Annotated in this window: 18 protein-coding genes; 11 read left to right on the top strand and 7 right to left on the bottom strand. The window is 71.1% G+C overall.

The window, feature by feature from the left end; translation table 11 throughout:
- The first annotated feature begins 36 nt into the window (after positions 1–36).
- Together HQK15_RS06390 and HQK15_RS06385 are read left to right on the top strand one after the other, a co-directional pair.
- Entirely contained in the window at positions 37–501 is a 465-nt protein-coding gene (locus tag HQK15_RS06390) for a MarR family winged helix-turn-helix transcriptional regulator (protein ID WP_173490545.1), read from the top strand.
- Entirely contained in the window at positions 498–794 is a 297-nt protein-coding gene (locus HQK15_RS06385) for a hypothetical protein (protein ID WP_173490544.1), read from the top strand. The genes HQK15_RS06390 and HQK15_RS06385 overlap by 4 nt, the downstream gene beginning before the upstream one ends.
- Here HQK15_RS06385 and HQK15_RS06380 read toward each other — a convergent pair.
- Positions 735–2,192, bottom strand: a complete 1,458-nt coding sequence (locus HQK15_RS06380; protein WP_173490543.1) for an NAD-dependent malic enzyme — start codon at positions 2,190–2,192, stop codon at positions 735–737. The genes HQK15_RS06385 and HQK15_RS06380 overlap by 60 nt on opposite strands.
- 135 nt (positions 2,193–2,327) lie before the next feature.
- Between HQK15_RS06380 and HQK15_RS06375 the strand changes: the two genes are divergently transcribed.
- From HQK15_RS06375 to HQK15_RS06355, 5 genes are all read left to right on the top strand, one after another.
- A complete protein-coding gene (locus tag HQK15_RS06375) occupies positions 2,328–2,858 on the top strand; it encodes a hypothetical protein (protein WP_173490542.1) in 531 nt (176 codons plus the stop codon).
- Complete coding sequence (locus HQK15_RS06370) at positions 2,855–4,255, top strand: ferredoxin reductase family protein (RefSeq protein ID WP_367649079.1); 1,401 nt, start codon at positions 2,855–2,857, stop codon at positions 4,253–4,255. Before HQK15_RS06375 ends, HQK15_RS06370 begins: the two co-directional genes overlap by 4 nt.
- Positions 4,256–4,259: 4 nt before the next feature.
- Entirely contained in the window at positions 4,260–4,694 is a 435-nt protein-coding gene (locus HQK15_RS06365; RefSeq protein ID WP_173490541.1) for an FMN-binding protein, read from the top strand.
- 10 nt (positions 4,695–4,704) lie between these two features.
- Positions 4,705–5,478, top strand: a complete 774-nt coding sequence (locus tag HQK15_RS06360; RefSeq protein WP_367649078.1) for an FAD:protein FMN transferase — start codon at positions 4,705–4,707, stop codon at positions 5,476–5,478.
- Between the two features lie 106 nt (positions 5,479–5,584).
- The gene (locus HQK15_RS06355; protein ID WP_367649077.1) at positions 5,585–6,706 is read left to right on the top strand and encodes a Glu/Leu/Phe/Val dehydrogenase dimerization domain-containing protein; all 1,122 of its coding nucleotides are present in this window, start codon (positions 5,585–5,587) and stop codon (positions 6,704–6,706) included.
- Positions 6,707–6,708: 2 nt separating this feature from the next.
- On the opposite strand, the gene HQK15_RS06350 is transcribed toward HQK15_RS06355, so the two are convergent.
- The 5 genes from HQK15_RS06350 to HQK15_RS06330 form a co-directional block, all read right to left on the bottom strand.
- Entirely contained in the window at positions 6,709–7,200 is a 492-nt protein-coding gene (locus HQK15_RS06350; RefSeq protein ID WP_173490539.1) for an ATP-binding protein, read from the bottom strand.
- A 104-nt stretch (positions 7,201–7,304) separates the two neighbouring features.
- Positions 7,305–7,475 (bottom strand): DUF3073 domain-containing protein, encoded by a 171-nt coding sequence (locus HQK15_RS06345; RefSeq protein WP_173490538.1) that lies wholly within the window; start codon positions 7,473–7,475, stop codon positions 7,305–7,307.
- Positions 7,476–7,589: 114 nt separating this feature from the next.
- Positions 7,590–8,657, bottom strand: coding sequence for a phosphoribosylformylglycinamidine cyclo-ligase (purM, locus tag HQK15_RS06340; protein ID WP_173490537.1), 1,068 nt, complete (start codon positions 8,655–8,657; stop codon positions 7,590–7,592).
- A complete protein-coding gene (gene purF / locus HQK15_RS06335) occupies positions 8,654–10,147 on the bottom strand; it encodes an amidophosphoribosyltransferase (protein WP_173490536.1) in 1,494 nt (497 codons plus the stop codon). Before purF ends, purM begins: the two co-directional genes overlap by 4 nt.
- Before the next feature lie 52 nt (positions 10,148–10,199).
- A complete protein-coding gene (locus HQK15_RS06330; protein WP_173490535.1) occupies positions 10,200–11,003 on the bottom strand; it encodes a phytanoyl-CoA dioxygenase family protein in 804 nt (267 codons plus the stop codon).
- Between the two features lie 64 nt (positions 11,004–11,067).
- Here HQK15_RS06330 and HQK15_RS06325 point away from each other — a divergent pair, with 64 nt between their 5' ends.
- From HQK15_RS06325 to HQK15_RS06310, 4 genes are all read left to right on the top strand, one after another.
- The gene (locus tag HQK15_RS06325; RefSeq protein WP_173490534.1) at positions 11,068–11,517 is read left to right on the top strand and encodes an SRPBCC family protein; all 450 of its coding nucleotides are present in this window, start codon (positions 11,068–11,070) and stop codon (positions 11,515–11,517) included.
- Positions 11,518–11,604: 87 nt separating this feature from the next.
- Positions 11,605–13,170 (top strand): long-chain-fatty-acid--CoA ligase, encoded by a 1,566-nt coding sequence (locus HQK15_RS06320; RefSeq protein WP_173490533.1) that lies wholly within the window; start codon positions 11,605–11,607, stop codon positions 13,168–13,170.
- A gap of 157 nt (positions 13,171–13,327) precedes the next feature.
- The gene (locus HQK15_RS06315; RefSeq protein ID WP_173490532.1) at positions 13,328–14,668 is read left to right on the top strand and encodes a glycoside hydrolase domain-containing protein; all 1,341 of its coding nucleotides are present in this window, start codon (positions 13,328–13,330) and stop codon (positions 14,666–14,668) included.
- A 3-nt stretch (positions 14,669–14,671) separates the two neighbouring features.
- Positions 14,672–15,397, top strand: coding sequence for a glycerophosphodiester phosphodiesterase (locus tag HQK15_RS06310; protein WP_173490531.1), 726 nt, complete (start codon positions 14,672–14,674; stop codon positions 15,395–15,397).
- Between the two features lie 27 nt (positions 15,398–15,424).
- Here the strand turns inward: HQK15_RS06310 and HQK15_RS06305 are convergent, their stop codons facing one another.
- Entirely contained in the window at positions 15,425–15,838 is a 414-nt protein-coding gene (locus HQK15_RS06305) for a hypothetical protein (RefSeq protein WP_173490530.1), read from the bottom strand.
- Positions 15,839–15,861 lie beyond the last annotated feature (23 nt).

Genomic DNA, 15,861 nt, shown 5'->3' with positions numbered 1-15,861 from the left:
CATGATTGGTGCACCAATGATTGGTACACTCATCGTGTGACCGATCGTGATCCGCTGGCCCTCGAGGAGCAGGTGTGTTTCGCGCTCGCCGTGGCGTCGCGTGAGGTGGTCAGCGCCTACAAGGCGGTCCTCGACCCCCTCGGCCTGACCCACCCGCAGTATCTGGTGATGCTCGCCCTCTGGCAGCACGACGACCCGTCTGGCACGACGGGCATGTCCGTCAAGGAGCTCAGCACGCTGGTGCACCTCGACCCCGGCACGCTCTCGCCGCTGCTCAAGCGGCTCGAGGCCGCCGGCCTCGTCAGCCGCGCCCGCTCGGCCGCGGACGAGCGCAGCCTCGCCGTCAGCGTCACCGCCGACGGGCGGACACTCCGACGCCGAGCCCTGGCCGTCCCGCCCACGATGCTCTCGCGGCTCGGCATGTCCGAGGACGACCTCGTCGCGACCAACGCCATCCTCCACCGCATCATCGATGCCGCCCACGAGAGCGTGACCCCATGACGAGCCCCAGCCCCGCCGAGCAGCTCGTCGCCCTGCGCCGGGTGCAGCGACGGGTCGGCGCCATCGCATTCTTCGCCGTCGCGATCCACGGAGTGCTCGGCCTGATCGTCGTCGCCCACGTCGTCAAGGGCGAGGGCCGCGACAGCGACGCCGTGCTGCTGCTCGTGCTGTCCGCCGTCTTCGCGGTCGTGACCTACGTCGTCGTGCGCCTCATCCTCGGGGCGCGCCTGGTCTCAGCGTGGATCCCGCTGGCCATCGTCCCCACGGTGATCGGCTTCTTCTGGGTGCTGTGACGCATCGGCGGCGATCGCGGCCGCCCGCACGGCCGCGGCCACCTTCTGGTGGACGTCGTGGTGGAACACCGACGGGACGATGTAGTTGGCGTTGAGCTCGTCGGCCGACACCGATCCGGCGACCGCCTCGGCAGCGGCGATCAGCACGTCCATGCTGATGCCGTGCGACTGGGCGTCGAGCAGGCCTCGGAAGATGCCGGGGAACGCGAGCACGTTGTTGATCTGGTTGGGGTAGTCGGAGCGGCCGGTGGCCACGACGGCCGCATGGCGGCGGGCGATCGCCGGATCGATCTCCGGATCGGGGTTGGCCAGGGCGAAGACGACGGAGTCAGACGCCATGGCCTCGACGTCCTCCGCGGTGATGAGGTTGGGGGCGCTGACGCCGATGAAGACGTCGGCGCCCGGCAGCGCCTCGGCCAGCGAGCCCGTGTGGCCGGCCGGGTTGGTGTGCTCGGCGATCCATGCGAGCGAGGGGTCCATCCCGTCGCGCCCGGTGTGGACCACGCCTTTCACGTCGCAGACCGTCACGTCGACGGCGCCGGCGTGCAGCAGCACCTTGAGCACCGCGGTGCCAGCGGCCCCGGCCCCGACCAGCACGATGCGCGCCTGCGGCAGATCCTTGCCGACGACCTTGAGGGCGTTGCGCAGCGCCGCGAGCACCACGACCGCGGTGCCGTGCTGGTCGTCGTGGAACACCGGGATGTCGAGCCGCTCGCGCAGACGGGCCTCGATCTCGAAGCAGCGCGGGGCGGAGATGTCCTCGAGGTTGATGCCCGCGAAGCCCGGCGAGATCGCCGCGACGGTCTCGACGATCTGGTCGACGTCCTGCGTGTCGAGCACGATGGGCCAGGCGTCGATGTCGGCGAAGCTCTTGAACAGGGCGGCCTTGCCCTCCATGACCGGCAGCGCCGCGTGCGGGCCGATGTTGCCGAGCCCCAGCACGGCCGAACCGTCGCTGACGACGGCGACGCTGTTGCGCTTGACCGTGAGGCGGCGTGCGTCCTCCTTGTCGGCGGCGATCGCCTGACAGATGCGGGCGACGCCGGGGGTGTAGATCATCGAGAGGTCGTCGCGGTTGCGCAGCGGGTGCTTGGTCGCCGTCTCGATGACGCCACCGAGGTGCATGAGGAACGTCCGGTCCGACACCTTGAGCACGGCGACGTCGTCGAGCGCCCGGAGGCTCTCCACGACCCGGGCCGAGTGATCGGTGTCCGAGGCGGCGCAGGTGAGGTCGATCCGCAGCGCGTCGGAGCCGGACGCGGCGACGTCGAGCGCCGTGACGAGCCCGCCTGCTCGCTCGACCGTCGTGGTGAGGTCACTGATCGCCGAGCCGCCTGACGGCACCTCCAGGCGGATGGTGATCGAGTAGGAGATGCTGGGCGCGGCGGTCGTCTTCACTCCCCCAGCATAAACCCGAGGAAAGCCTCATGTTTTGTCGGGGAGCCTGTCTCACAGGTTCGTCACAGACGATGCCCCGCACGCGTTCAGGATGCGAGCTCACGATGGTGGCACCACCGCGAGAAGGAGCATCCCGTGAGCGACGACAAGACGCCCGCCGACCAGACCCCCGAAGAGCAGACCCCAGACGGCCAGGACCCCGACGGCCAGGCACCTGCCGATCGGACGGCCCCTGCCTGGCAGGCAGCGCCCCCAGCCCCCGATACGTCAGCCGACGGCGAGACGCAGGAGCTCGAGGCTGCACCCGCGGCCGGCGCTGCGCCCACGGCAGAGACGACCACTGCCACCCCGACTCAGGGTCGAGGACGCACGCGTGAGGTCGTGGCCGCCGGCGCCGTCGCCCTCGTCGTCGTCGGCGGGCTCGCCGGCTTCGGCATCGGCCGTGCCACCGCAGGCTCCGACGACCCGGGCGTGCGACCGGTCGGCCAGCAGCTGCCCGGCGGCTACGGCGCCGACGGCATGGGCCGCCCCGATGGTGATGGCGACGGCCGCCACGGACCCGGTGGCATGCAGGACGGACAGCGACTCGGTCCCGGCTCCGCACCCGACGGAACCGGCGGCAGCACGGACGGCAGCGGCACCGGCACCAGCGGCGACGACACGTGACCGCCGCCGTCACCGCGCCGGTGGCGGCACGTCCCCACGCACCGCGGGGGCGGCGTGCCCGCGTCGACGCCGCGGTGCGCCTCGCCGCGGGCTCGGCCCTGTGGCTGAGCCTGCTGCTCGTCGCCTACTGGTGGGCCACCGGTCGCGGCTTCCAGGACCTCACCGGCTGGCAGAGCGGCCTGCTTTCCGTCGGCCGCCTCACGGGGCTGACGTCCTCGGTGCTGCTGCTCGCGCAGGTGGTGCTGATGTCGCGGCTCCCGGTGCTCGAGCGAGCATTCGGCCAAGATCGCCTCGCCCACCTGCACCGCCTGACGGGGTTCACCTCGTTCAACCTGATGGTCGTGCACATCGTCCTGATCCTCTGGGGCTACGCCGGCGGATCACTGCCCCACCTGCTCGCCGAGGCCTGGCGCACGACGATCGACGACCCCGGCATGCTCCTGGCCGTCGCCGGAACGGTCTGCCTCGTGATGGTCGTCATGACCAGCATCCGTGCAGCACGTGCCCGCCTGCGCTACGAGTCGTGGCACCTGCTGCACCTCTACGCCTATCTCGGCGTCGGCCTCGCCCTGCCCCACCAGCTGTGGACGGGCCAGGATCTGCTGACCTCGACCGCCCGCACCGTCTTCTGGTGGACGGCCTGGGGCGTCGCGGCCGGTGCCGTTGTCGTGTTCCGCATGGGGCTGCCGCTGTGGCGCAACCTGCGCCACCAGCTGCGGGTGACGGCGGTCGTCGTCGAGGACGACGTCGTCTCGGTGCACCTCGGCGGTAGACGCCTTCACGCCCTTCGCGCCGAGGCGGGCCAGTTCTTCGTGTGGCGGTTCCTCAACGGCGCCGGCCGCACCCGAGGCAACCCCTACTCGCTCTCGGCAGCCCCCGACGGCGACACCCTGCGCATCACCGTCAAGGCGCTGGGCGACCAGAGCGCGCGACTGCGCGACCTCGAGCCCGGCACCCGGGTCGTCTTCGAGGGGCCGTTCGGACGGCTCAGCGACCGCGCCCGGACCCGCGACCGCGTCGCGTTCATCGGGGCCGGGGTGGGCGTCACGCCGCTGCGCGCCCTGGCCGAGGGCCTCGACTACGCCCCTGGCGAGGCCGTCCTGCTGCAGCGGTTCCGCGTCCGCCCCCTGATGGAGGTCGAGCTCGCCGACCTCGCGACCCAGCGAGGCCTGCAGCTGCTCTGGCTGCCCGGACCACGCCGGTCCCCCGAGTCGTGGCTCGGCTCCCATGCCGGCACCGCCAGCGACGTCCGGTCGCTCACCCACTGGGTGCCCGACATCGCCGCCCGTGACGTCTACGTGTGCGGCCCGTCAGCCTGGACCGCCCAGGTCGTCCAGACTCTGGTCGACGCGGGCACTCCCGCCGACCAGATCCATCTCGAAAGCTTCAGCTGGTGATCCCATGAGACGCATCGTCCTGTGGTCCCTGAGCACCCTGACCGTCCTGGTCCTGCTGCTCGGCTACCACACCTCCACCTCCGGCCCCGCCGACACGAGCATCGTCGCGACACCTGCCAGGCAGGGGTCGAGCGGCAGCAGCGACGAGACGACCACGAGCGAGAGCTCGACCGTCACGGGTCCGTCGGTCGACACCCGCTGGGGCCCGGTGCAGGTCGCCCTGACCGTCGCCGGCGGCAAGATCACCGCGGTGGACGTGCCGGTCTACCCGACACAGAACCCGAAGGACCAGGAGATCAACTCCTACGCCCTGCCGATCCTCGTCGAGGAGACGCTGCAGGCCCAGAGCGCGAGCATCGACATGGTGAGCGGCGCGACGGTCACCAGCCAGGGCTACCTCCAGTCGCTGCAGGAGGCGATCGACGAGGCCGACCTGTGATCGCCGACCTGTGAGCGAGACCGGCACCACCCGGCACGTCGAGCAGATCATGGGCCTGCCGGTCACCCTCGCCCTGCGAGGCCGGCACGCCCGATCGCCCGAGGGACTCGCGGCATGGCACGACGTCGTGGCGTCGCTGCGGGACGTCGACCGGATGTTCAGCACCTACAGGGCCGACTCGGCGGTCTCCCGCGTCCGCGACGGATCCCTGCGCCTCGAGCATGCTCCTCCCGAGCTGGTCGAGGTGCTGGCCATCGCCGAGCAGGCCCGCGTCGCGAGCGACGGGGCGTTCGACGTCCAGATCCCGAGCCCCGACGGATCGCGGACCCTCGACCCCAGCGGCGTCGTGAAGGGTTGGGCGATCGAGCGCGCTGCAGCCCTGCTGGATCATCTCGAAGCGACCGACACCTGCCTGTCGGCCGGGGGCGACATGGTCTGCCGCACCCGGGTCGTCGGCTCGACCGGCTGGCGGATCGGCATCGAGGACCCGCGAGCGCCGGAGCGGGTGCTGGCCGTCCTGCCGATCGTCGACGGCGCGGTGGCGACGTCGGGCACCGCGCACCGCGGTCAGCACATCCTCGACGGGCGCACGGGGCTCGTGCCCCGGGGCGTCGCGTCGGTCACGGTCGTCACGGGATCGTTGACCTGGGCCGACATCGACGCGACCGCCGCGTTCGCCCACGGACCGGACGCGGCCGGCTGGCTGCAGACCCGCCCCGACCGGACCGGCCTCGTCGTCTGGAAGGACGGGACGACGACGAGCGTGCGCACACCGGCAGCCTGAACCCGCCGTCACGAGTAGAGTCAGGTGTGAGCCGCACCACCCCGCGGCTCATCCGATGGAGGAGCCCACCACCGCTCCCCCGCCATCCACGACAGAGAGCACTACCGTGACCGATCGCAGCACCCCGCCCGTCCCGACGACACCCCCCTCGCCCCACGCGCCGTCGCCCTTCGGCAGCCGGCACGAGCAGGTCGTCTTCTGCCACGACGAGGCCACCGGCCTCAAGGCGATCATCGCCATCTACTCGACGGCCCTCGGCCCCGCCCTCGGCGGCACCCGCTTCTACCCGTACGCCTCGGAGGCCGACGCGCTCACCGACGTCCTCAACCTGTCGCAGGGCATGGCCTACAAGAACGCGCTGGCCGGCCTCGACCTCGGCGGCGGCAAGGCCGTCATCATCGGCGATCCCACGACCCTCAAGACCGAGGCGCTGCTGCGCGCCTACGGACGGTTCGTCCAGTCGCTCAACGGCCGCTACTTCACGGCGTGCGACGTCGGCACGTTCTCGCCCGACATGGATCTCATCGCCCGCGAGTGCGAGTTCGTCACCGGCCGGACCGTCGAGCACGGCGGCGCCGGCGACTCGTCCGTGCTCACCGCCTTCGGCGTCTACCAGGGGATGCGCGCCTCGGCCCAGCACCTGTGGGGCGACACGTCCTTGGCCGGCAAGCGGATCGGCGTCGCCGGCGTCGGCAAGGTCGGCAGGCACCTGGTCGGTCACCTCGTCGACGAGGGCGCCCACGTCGTCGTCACCGACCCCTACGAGCCGGCCGTGACGGCGCTGCGTGAGACCTACCCGTCGATCACCGCGGTCGCCGACACCGACACGCTCATCCGCGAGCCGCTCGACATCTACGCACCCTGCGCCCTCGGCGGCGCGCTCGACGACGAGTCGATCGAGGCCCTCACCGCCACCGTCGTGTGCGGTGCGGCCAACAACCAGCTGGCCCACGACGGCATCGAGAAGCGTCTCGAGGAGCGCGGCATCACCTACGCCCCCGACTACTGCGTCAACGCCGGCGGGGTCATCCAGGTCGCCGACGAGCTCGAGGGCTTCGACTTCGACCGGGCCAAGATGCGGGCGACCAAGATCTTCGACACGACGCTGAGCGTGCTGGAGCGGGCCAAGGCCGACGGCGTCCCGCCGTCGATCGCCGCTGACCGCGTGGCCGAGCAGCGCATGCGCGAGGTCGGACGCCTGCGTCAGGTCTACCTGCCGAAGGGCTGACCTCAGGCACCAGCGAGGTGGATCGCGGCGGGCGAACGCACCGCCGCGATCGCCGCGCCCAGGGCCGCCACGTCGAGCGGCCCACCGAGCAGGCCCGTGTCGGGCATGAACCGCACGGTGGTGCCGGTCGTTCGGCCCGCCTCGACCGACTCAGGAGGTCCGGCCGGCAGGCCCCACTCGTAGCGCGCCGACCACGCCGTGTCGTGGCGGACGTTGGTGTGGACGAGCCACTCGCTGAGCGCCGTGACGACCGACATGCCGGCGCGGGGCAGACCGTCCGTGAGCACCGGCGCGCCCGGGACGTCGAAGAACCTGAGGTCGGCTGTCGCCATGACCGGCTTGACCCTCCACACCCCGCGGTCGTCCTGCCGCGTGTCGGTGCCCCGACCGTCATCCGCCACCGACACCGATCCGTCGGAGTGCACGATCACGTCGATGGCGCGCGTCGTTCCGCAGGCGGCCTCGTCGAGGGCGTAGGCCAGCACCTCGAGCACCTGGTGCAGTGCGCCACCGATCGCGCGGCGTGCAGCGTCACGACGGATCGCGACGATGTGATCGACGTCGACCGGCTCGCGCCAGTCGTGCGTCGTGACCAGCCTCAGCTGGCCGCCGGGTCTTCTCGTTCGAGGTCGCGGTACTGCTCCGGAATCGGGTCGCCCGACTCACCATGGAGCTCACGCTGCAGGGTGTTGAAGTCTGTGTCCGGAGTCCGGTACTTCAAGTCGCGCGCAACTTTGGTCTGTTTGGCTTTCGCACGGCCGCGGCCCATAAGGCTCGACCCCCTCGCAGAGAAATAGTCAGTTTGTCGTGCTGACAATCGTACCCAAAGGTGACAACAAAAGTGTCATCGACCCCCCAATGGGCCCGAGATTCTCGAACAGGTTCAGCCCTGGGAGCCGGTGAGGGTGACTGTTCCGCCCTCGCCGTGCACGCCGGCCTCGGCGACGTCGCCCGCGATCCAGGCGTCGATGCCGTGCTCGGCGAGCAGGCGCAGAGCCCCGTCGGCCGCGTCGGGCGCCACGAGGGCGACCATGCCGACGCCCATGTTGAGCGCCAGGTCGAGATCGGCCTGGGAGACTCCACCGAGCGATCCGACGAGACCGAAGACGGGCTGCGGCGTCCACGACGAGCGGTCGACGCGCACCGACACGGTCGGGGGAACGACCCGGGCCAGGTTGGCTGCGAGCCCGCCGCCGGTGATGTGCGACATCGCGTGGACCTCGACGGCCTTGGCCAGGGCCAGGCACGGCAGCGTGTAGAGCCGCGTCGGGGTCAGCAGCTCCTCGCCCAGCGTCGTGCCGAGCTCGGGGACGTGCCGGTCGAGCTCCCAGCCCGCCTGCGTGAAGAACACGTGGCGCACCAGCGAGTAGCCGTTGGAGTGCAGACCACTCGACGCCATCGCGATGACGACGTCACCGGGGCGGACGAGCTCGGCGCCCAGCAGCGCATCGGCCTCGACGACGCCGGTCGTGGAGCCGGCGATGTCGTACTCGTCGACGCCCAGCAGGCCCGGGTGCTCGGCGGTCTCGCCACCCAGCAGGGCCGTGCCCGACTCGGCGCACGCCTGGGCGATGCCCTTGACGATGTCGGCGATGCGCTCGGGGACGACCTTGCCGGTCGCGATGTAGTCGGTCATGAACAGCGGCTCCGCGCCGCACACCACGAGGTCGTCGACCAGCATGCCGACCAGGTCGAAGCCGATCGTGTCGTGCTTGTCCATGCGCTGGGCGATCTGCACCTTGGTGCCGACACCGTCGGCGGACGTCGCCAGCAGCGGACGGTCGTAGGCCTTGAGCGCGGTGGCGTCGAAGAGCCCGGCGAAGCCGCCGATGCCACCGACGACCTCGGGACGACGGGCCTTCTCGACCCACTCCTTCATGAGCTCGACCGCGCGGTCGCCCTCCTCGATGGAGACGCCGGCCGAGGCGTAGGACGTCGGGGTGCCGGTCACTGGATGACCTCGAGCGGGAGCTGGTCCTGGACCTCGAGGAGGTGCTTGCCGATCAGGTCGTCCTCCGGGAGCGCGACGGGATAGATGCCGTCGAAGCACGCCCGGCACAGGTTGTCCTTGGGGATGTTGGTCGCCTCGACGAGCTGGTCGAGCGTGACGTACGCCAGCGAGTCGGCGCCGATCGACCGGCAGATCTCGTCGACCGAGATGCCGTTGGCGATGAGCTCGGCGCGCGAGGCGAAGTCGATGCCGTAGAAGCAGGGCCACTTGACCGGCGGCGACGAGATGCGCACGTGGACCTCGGCGGCGCCGAACTCGCGCAGCATCCGCACGAGGGCGCGCTGAGTGTTGCCGCGGACGATCGAGTCGTCGACGACGACGAGCCGCTTGCCCGCGATGACGTCGCGCAGCGGGTTGAGCTTGAGCCGGATGCCGAGCTGGCGCAGCGTCTGCGACGGCTGGATGAACGTGCGGCCGACGTAGGAGTTCTTGACCAGGCCGTGACCGAACGGGATGCCCGACTCCTCGGCATAGCCGATCGCGGCCGGCGTGCCCGACTCCGGCACCGGGATGACCAGGTCGGCGTCGACGGGGAACTCCCGGGCGAGCCGGCGACCGATCTCGGCGCGCACCGAGAACACGCGCTGGTCGGAGATCGTCGTGTCGGGACGGGCGAGGTAGACGTACTCGAAGATGCAGCCCTTGGGCTCGGCCTTGGCGAAGCGCTCGGACCGCAGACCGTTCTCGTCGATCGCGACGAACTCGCCGGGCTGGATCTCGCGGATGAAGGAGGCGCCGACGATGTCGAGGGCGGCGGTCTCGCTGGCGACGACCCAGCCGCGCTCGAGGCGACCCAGCACGAGGGGGCGGATGCCCTGGGGGTCGCGAGCGGCGTAGAGCGTGCCCTCGTCCATGAACACGAGCGAGAAGGCGCCGCGCAGCAGCGGCAGCACCTCGAGGGCGGCCTCCTCGACCGAGCGGTCGGGGTAGGACGCGAGCAGCGAGGCCATCACCGAGGTGTCGGACGTCGCGGTCTCGCCCTTGCCGGAGTCGCGGCCGGACTCGGCGTCGCGGGCGCGGAGCAGGTCGATCAGCTCGGCGGTGTTGGTGAGGTTGCCGTTGTGACCGAGGGCGACGGAGCCGGCCGCCGTCGGGCGGAACGTCGGCTGGGCGTTGTGCCAGACGCTGGAGCCGGTGGTCGAGTAGCGCGCGTGGCCGATCGCGACCTCGCCCTTCAGCGACTCGAGCGTCGCCTCGTCGAAGACCTGGGAGACGAGCCCCATGTCCTTGTAGACGAGGATCTGTCGGCCGTTGCTGACCGCGATGCCTGCGGACTCCTGGCCGCGGTGCTGCAGCGCATAGAGACCGAAGTAGGTCAGCTTGGCGACTTCCTCGCCGGGCGCCCAGACACCGAAGACGCCACAGGCGTCCTGGGGTCCGGCGTCCTGAGGATCAAGGTCATGGGTGAGGCGTCCATCTCCGCGGGGCACGTCACAAGTGTAGGGGCCGGTCCCTGCCAGGTCCCAATCTTTCGGTGTGACGTCAGGCCGGCCAGACGACCGGGAAGAGGGGATGGTCCATCGACGCGCCGTCGTCGAGCTCGTCGACGAGCCCGTCGAACGGTGGCGAGGTGCGCCAGTGCCGGGGCGCGTGGCGGGCCTCGGCGGAGAGGTAGCGGAGCGACAGGACGCGGCGCCGGCCGGCGAACGGGAAGCCGGGCGCTCCGTGCACCGTCAGGAAGTCGAAGAAGATCGCGTCGCCCGGCTCCATCTCGAAGCGCCGGATGTCGTAAGCGGCCCGATCGGCCTCGATGTCGGGCAGCTCCTGCAGCGAGCCCTCCGGGAACCACCTGGCCTCGCCGTCGAGGAACGTGCGCGGCATCAGCCACGGACCCCGGTGCGTCGCGGCGACCAGCTCGAGGCAGCCGCCCTCCGGCACGGGATCGACGGGGATCCAGGCGCTGACGCCCCGGCCGTCGACGTTGTAGTAGGGCTGGTCCTGGTGCCACGGCGTCCGCTGGGTCGTCCCGCCCTCCTTGACGAGCACGTGGTCGTGGAAGAGCCGCACGGTCGGCGAGCGCATCAGCTCGGCGGCGACCTGTCCGGCCCGGGAGTGCAGCGCCAGGTCGCCGATCGCGGGGAGGTCGCGCCACCGGCGGAAGTCCTCGATGAAGAAGCCGGGATCGTCCGCCCCGCTCGCCACCTGCGCGAGGGGCCCGGGGGCCTCGAGCACGTCCGCGACGGCCTCGCGCGCCCACTCCACCTCGTCGGGGTCGAGCAGCCCGCGGACGCAGACCACCCCGTCCCGGCGATAGTCCTCGACGGTCTGCTCGTCCACCAGCGTCATGGCCGCAGCCTAGCGACGACCACTTGGGGTTGCGGGCAGATCGGCGGACCGATCAGATGGACCCATGACATCGGACACGATCACCGTCGAGCGCACGATCAAGGCCCCGGCAGCGGACATCTTCGCCCTGCTCTCGGACGCCGCCAAGCACGCCGAGTTCGACGGATCGGGGACGGTCCGGGGCACCAAGCAGCCCTCACGGCCGCTGAGCCTCGGCACGAAGTTCGGCATGTCGATGCACATGGGGGTCGGCTACACGACGTCCAACGAGGTCGTGGAGTTCGAGCAGGACCGGCGCATCGCGTGGCGGACGACGGGCGCCAAGGGCCTCGTCGGCGGACGCATCTGGCGCTACGAGCTCGAGCCCGTCGCCGACGGCACGCTCGTCAAGGAGACCTGGGACGTGTCGAAGGACAAGCAGAAGTTCTTCCTCAAGCGCAGCAAGATGGCGCCGAAGGCCAAGTCCGGCATGCGCAAGACGCTCGAGCGCCTCGCGGAGACCCTCGAGTCGTGACGGTTGCGGCGGTCAACGGCCGATGACGGCGGTTGACCGGACCCCCTAGGGTGGCGTGATCCACGTCACAGCCACCGAGGGGACCCCATGACCGCGACGATCCCACCCGCCACGTTCCTGCCCGACTTCCTCCGGGCGCGCGCCGCCGAGCGTCCCGACCAGCCGTGCTGGGTCTTCGGCGACCGGACGTGGTCGTGGTCGCAGGCGTGGCAGACGGTCCGGCAGGCCGCGGGTGCCCTGCAGGCCGCGGGCGTGCGACGCGGCGACCGCGTCGCGATCCTCGACAAGAACAACCCCGCCGTCCTGCAGATCCTCCTCGGGGGCTGCCAGATCGGCGCGGCGACGACCGTCGTCAACTGGCGTCTCGCCGGCGACGAGCTCGACTACGTGCTCAACGACTGCGGTGCCACGGTCGTGTTCGTGGGGCACCAGCTCGTCGACCAGCTCGAGCTCGTGCGCGACCGGCTGCAGCACGCCCCGACAATCATCGTGGTCGGCGGCGAGCACGACCAGCTCGAGGCCTGGCTCGCCGCGGGAACCCCCAGCGACCGCCTGCCCGACGTCGATCCCGGTGACGTCTGCGTCGTGATGTACAGCTCGGGCACGACCGGGCGGCCCAAGGGCGTGCAGCTGACCCAGCAGGCCATGGTCGAGCACAGCCTCAACGGTGCCGGCGACACCCGCTACGGCGACGGCGACATGATGCTCGTCGCGATGCCGATGTTCCACGTCGGCGGCACGTCCTACGCCCTGCTCGGACCCGTGCTCGGGGTCCCGGGCTACATCGTCCCCGAGGTCGACGCCACGCTGATGGCCGGCGGCATCATGGCCGGCGCCACCCACGCGTTCCTCGTGCCGGCCGTCGTCGCAGCCCTGGTCGCGGCCGGCCCGCAGGCGATGGGCCTGTTCGGCCGGCTCAAGGCGGTCGGCTACGGAGCAGCCCCCATGCCGCTGCCGGTCCTGCGGGCGGCGATGGACGCCTGGCCCGACACCGAGTTCCAGCAGGTCTACGGCATGACCGAGTTCGGCGGCGTCATCACGATCCTCGACGATGCCGCCCACCGCGACGCCGCCCACCCCGAGCGGCTCGTCTCGGCCGGTCGTCCCGTGGCCCGGGCCGAGATGCGCATCGTCGACCCGACGACGCTGGAGGACGTGCCGACCGGCAGCTCCGGCGAGGTGTGGTTCCGCACCCCGCAGGCCACGATCGGCTACATCGGTCGCCCCGACGCGACCGCCGAGCTCATCACCCCCGACGGCTGGGTGCGCACCGGCGACCTCGGACGGGTCGACGACGACGGCTTCCTGTTCATCGAGGACCGTCTGAAGGACATGATCATCACCGGCGGCGAGAACGTCTACTCCCCCGAGGTCGAGCGCGTCCTGGCCGAGCACCCGGCCGTGGCCGAGATCGCGATCATCGGCGTGCCCGACGACCGCTGGGGCGAGACGGTCAAGGCCGTCGTCGCGTTCAGGCCCGACCAGTCGGCGACGGCCGACGAGCTGATCGCCTTCGCCCGCGAACGGCTCGCCGGCTACAAGGCGCCGACCTCGATCGACGTGGTCGAGGCGCTGCCGCGCAACCCGTCGGGCAAGATCCTCAAGCGCGACCTGCGCAAGCCCTACTGGGGCGACGGGGCCCGGCAGGTCTGATCCGCGGGCGCCCGGACGACGACGTAACGCGGCCCCGATCATCCAGGGGAGGGACCGGGGCCGCGATGCGACAAGCCTAGCGGCGCTCGTCCACCTCGTCACTCCAGCAACACGCGTTTCGTGACAGACCTCTCACCCAGCACGTACCCTCGTCACCATGCGCCTGGTGCCCGGCCCCCCCATCAAACCGTCTTCCCCCTCGCGGCTCACGATCACCGGTCTCCTGACCGGCCTGGCCGCGTCCGTCCTCCTGTCCGTCCCCGCCTCCGCCGCCGAGCCACAGGCTCCCGGCAGCTTCACGGGCCACGGCTTCGACGCCTGTGTCGCGCCGTCCCAGGGCGTCATGGACACGTGGAACCTGCGGTCGCCGTTCAGCGCGATCGGCATCTACGTCTCGGGCAACTCGCGCTACTGCGGCGACGCCTACCAGCCCAACCTCAGCAAGGCCTGGGTCGCCAAGAACGCGTCGCGCGGATGGCGCTTCATGCCGATCCACGTCGGCCGGCAGGCCCCCTGCTTCAAGAACAACCCCAACAGCCGCGTGCAGAAGAAGCACATGTCGTCCGTCGTCAGCAAGGCGCGCAGCCAGGCCCGTGACGAGGCCAAGGAGACGATCGCCGCCCTCACGAAGTACGGCTTCGGCAAGGGGAGCTACTCCTACCTCGACATCGAGTGGTACGCCCGCACGTCGGCGTGCGACACGATCGTCCTGCAGTTCGCCGACGCCTGGACCGAGTACCTCCACGACCAGGGCTACAAGTCCGGGGTCTACTCCAGCGGGTCCGCGGCGATCGCCGCGATCGACGAGGCTCGCGCCTCGAAGCGTGCGGGCTTCACCCTGCCCGACCAGATGTGGATCGCCTGGGTCAACAAGGTCGCCGACACCGACGGCGGGCCCTACCTGTCCGACGACGGCTGGAAGAACCACCAGCGGATCCACCAGTACCACAACGGCATCAACGTGACGTACGGCGGAAAGACGCTCAACATCGACAAGAACTTCCTCGACGTCGGCCGCGGCTCGGTCGCCGTGAAGCAGTCCCTGCCCTGCGGCACACGGATGACGTTCACCTCCTACCCCGCTCTCAAGGTCGGCAGCACCGGCCCCGAGGTCGCCGCACTGGAGTGCCTGCTCAAGACGCAAGGCTTCATGAAGACGATTGACTCGACCTTCGGCACCGGCACCGCCAAGGCGATCGACGCGTTCCGGGCCAAGCGCGGCTGGTCCGCTGCCGGCCGCACCACCCGCCCGACGTGGACCGCCCTGCTGGCCCACGGCACCAACCCCCGCGTGCTGAAGTACGGCTCGGTGGGGCAGTCGGTCTGGCGGCTGCAGCGTTCGCTCATCGCGGCCGGCCTGCGACCCCGCATGACGGGCGTCTACGACAACAACACCGTCAAGGCGGTCGAGGCCTACCGCAAGGCTCGGGGCCTCTCGGGCTACACGACGACCGAGTCGACGGTGTGGGGCCAGCTGCAGCGCGGCAAGACCGCCTGAGCGATGGCGCTGGTCTCGGCGCACCGCGGCGGCGCCGGTGACGACCACACGGCGCAGAACACCCTCGCGGCGTTCGAGGACGCGATCGCGCTGGGCTGCGACTACGTCGAGTTCGACGTCCGGCTGACCGCCGACGGGACCGCGGTCGTCTTCCACGACGACCAGCTCACCGACGACGGCGCCAGCCGGTCGATCGCCGGGCACCGGCTCGACGAGTTCACGGGGGTCGTGCTGGTGACGCTCGACGACGTCCTCGCCCTCGTGCGCGGACGGGTCAAGGCGCACGTCGACCTCAAGGTCGCGGGCCGGGAGGTCGAGCTCGTCAGCCGCATCCTCGGCGTCCTCGGCGTCGCCGACGTCGTCATCACGACGGCCGAGGACGCGTCGGTCCGGCGCCTCGTCGCCTGGTCGCGGCTCCACGCGCCCGGCCTGCTCGTCGGGCTGTCGTCGAGCCCCCGCTCCTCGCACGGCAGCCGCCTCGGGCGCCTGCTCGCGCGGGCCGAGTCGGCCTTTCCCCGGACCCGAGTCTGGTGGAGCCGCGCCAACGTCGTGGTCTCCCACAAGGCGGTCGCCCGGTGGTCGCTCAGGGCGTACGCGAGACGCCGCGGGCTGCCGCTGCTCGTGTGGACCGTCGACCGGCCCGACGAGCTCGCACGCTGGATGAACGATCCCGACGTGTGGATGGTGACGACCAACCACCCCGAGCGGGCGCTCGCGGCCCGGCGCTGACCGCGGCTGCCTCGCCCTCCGGGACGCTCAGCTGCGGGCGATGCGCAGGAACTCGCCCACCGGGATCTGGCCCGTGACGTAGGCGTGCACGGCATCCTCCCGGCGCACCGGTGCAGGTTCGACCGGCTCGTGGGGCGCCGGCGGCATGGGGGCGTCGACGGCACCCGCGACGTACGACGACCGGGCCGGCGGCCTCACGTCGAGCGCGACCCGGTCGTCGAACGACAGGCCCATCGACGCCAGGATGCCGGCCGCGTAGTCACGCGCCGTGATCTCGCCGTCGGCATAGGCGACCAGCAGCCGCACGGACTGCTCGGAGGCGGGCCAGCCGGTGTCGGAGGAGTGCTGCAGCGCCTGGAGCACGGCGGCACGGCGTGTGGGATCGAGCCCGCTCAGGTGGTGTGCCCACTGCCTGGCGAGGTCCTGTTGTTCCAACGTCACGCGTCACCCTCGCTGAGATCGGT

Source organism: Aeromicrobium stalagmiti (genome assembly GCF_013283745.1).
GTDB lineage: Bacteria > Actinomycetota > Actinomycetes > Propionibacteriales > Nocardioidaceae > Aeromicrobium > Aeromicrobium stalagmiti.
Note: the sequence above shows the minus strand (reverse complement) of the source record. Positions and strands in the feature narration are given on the sequence as shown.

Excerpts from the sequence above, each read along its gene's own strand:
- HQK15_RS06310 (WP_173490531.1), top strand. The coding sequence starts at position 14,672 with ATGGCGCTGGTCTCGGCGCACCGCGGCGGCGCCGGTGACGACCACACG.
- HQK15_RS06315 (WP_173490532.1), top strand. The coding sequence starts at position 13,328 with ATGCGCCTGGTGCCCGGCCCCCCCATCAAACCGTCTTCCCCCTCGCGG.
- HQK15_RS06365 (WP_173490541.1), top strand. The coding sequence starts at position 4,260 with ATGAGACGCATCGTCCTGTGGTCCCTGAGCACCCTGACCGTCCTGGTC.
- HQK15_RS06325 (WP_173490534.1), top strand. The coding sequence starts at position 11,068 with ATGACATCGGACACGATCACCGTCGAGCGCACGATCAAGGCCCCGGCA.
- HQK15_RS06385 (WP_173490544.1), top strand. The coding sequence starts at position 498 with ATGACGAGCCCCAGCCCCGCCGAGCAGCTCGTCGCCCTGCGCCGGGTG.
- HQK15_RS06320 (WP_173490533.1), top strand. The coding sequence starts at position 11,605 with ATGACCGCGACGATCCCACCCGCCACGTTCCTGCCCGACTTCCTCCGG.
- HQK15_RS06330 (WP_173490535.1), bottom strand. The coding sequence starts at position 11,003 with ATGACGCTGGTGGACGAGCAGACCGTCGAGGACTATCGCCGGGACGGG.
- HQK15_RS06345 (WP_173490538.1), bottom strand. The coding sequence starts at position 7,475 with ATGGGCCGCGGCCGTGCGAAAGCCAAACAGACCAAAGTTGCGCGCGAC.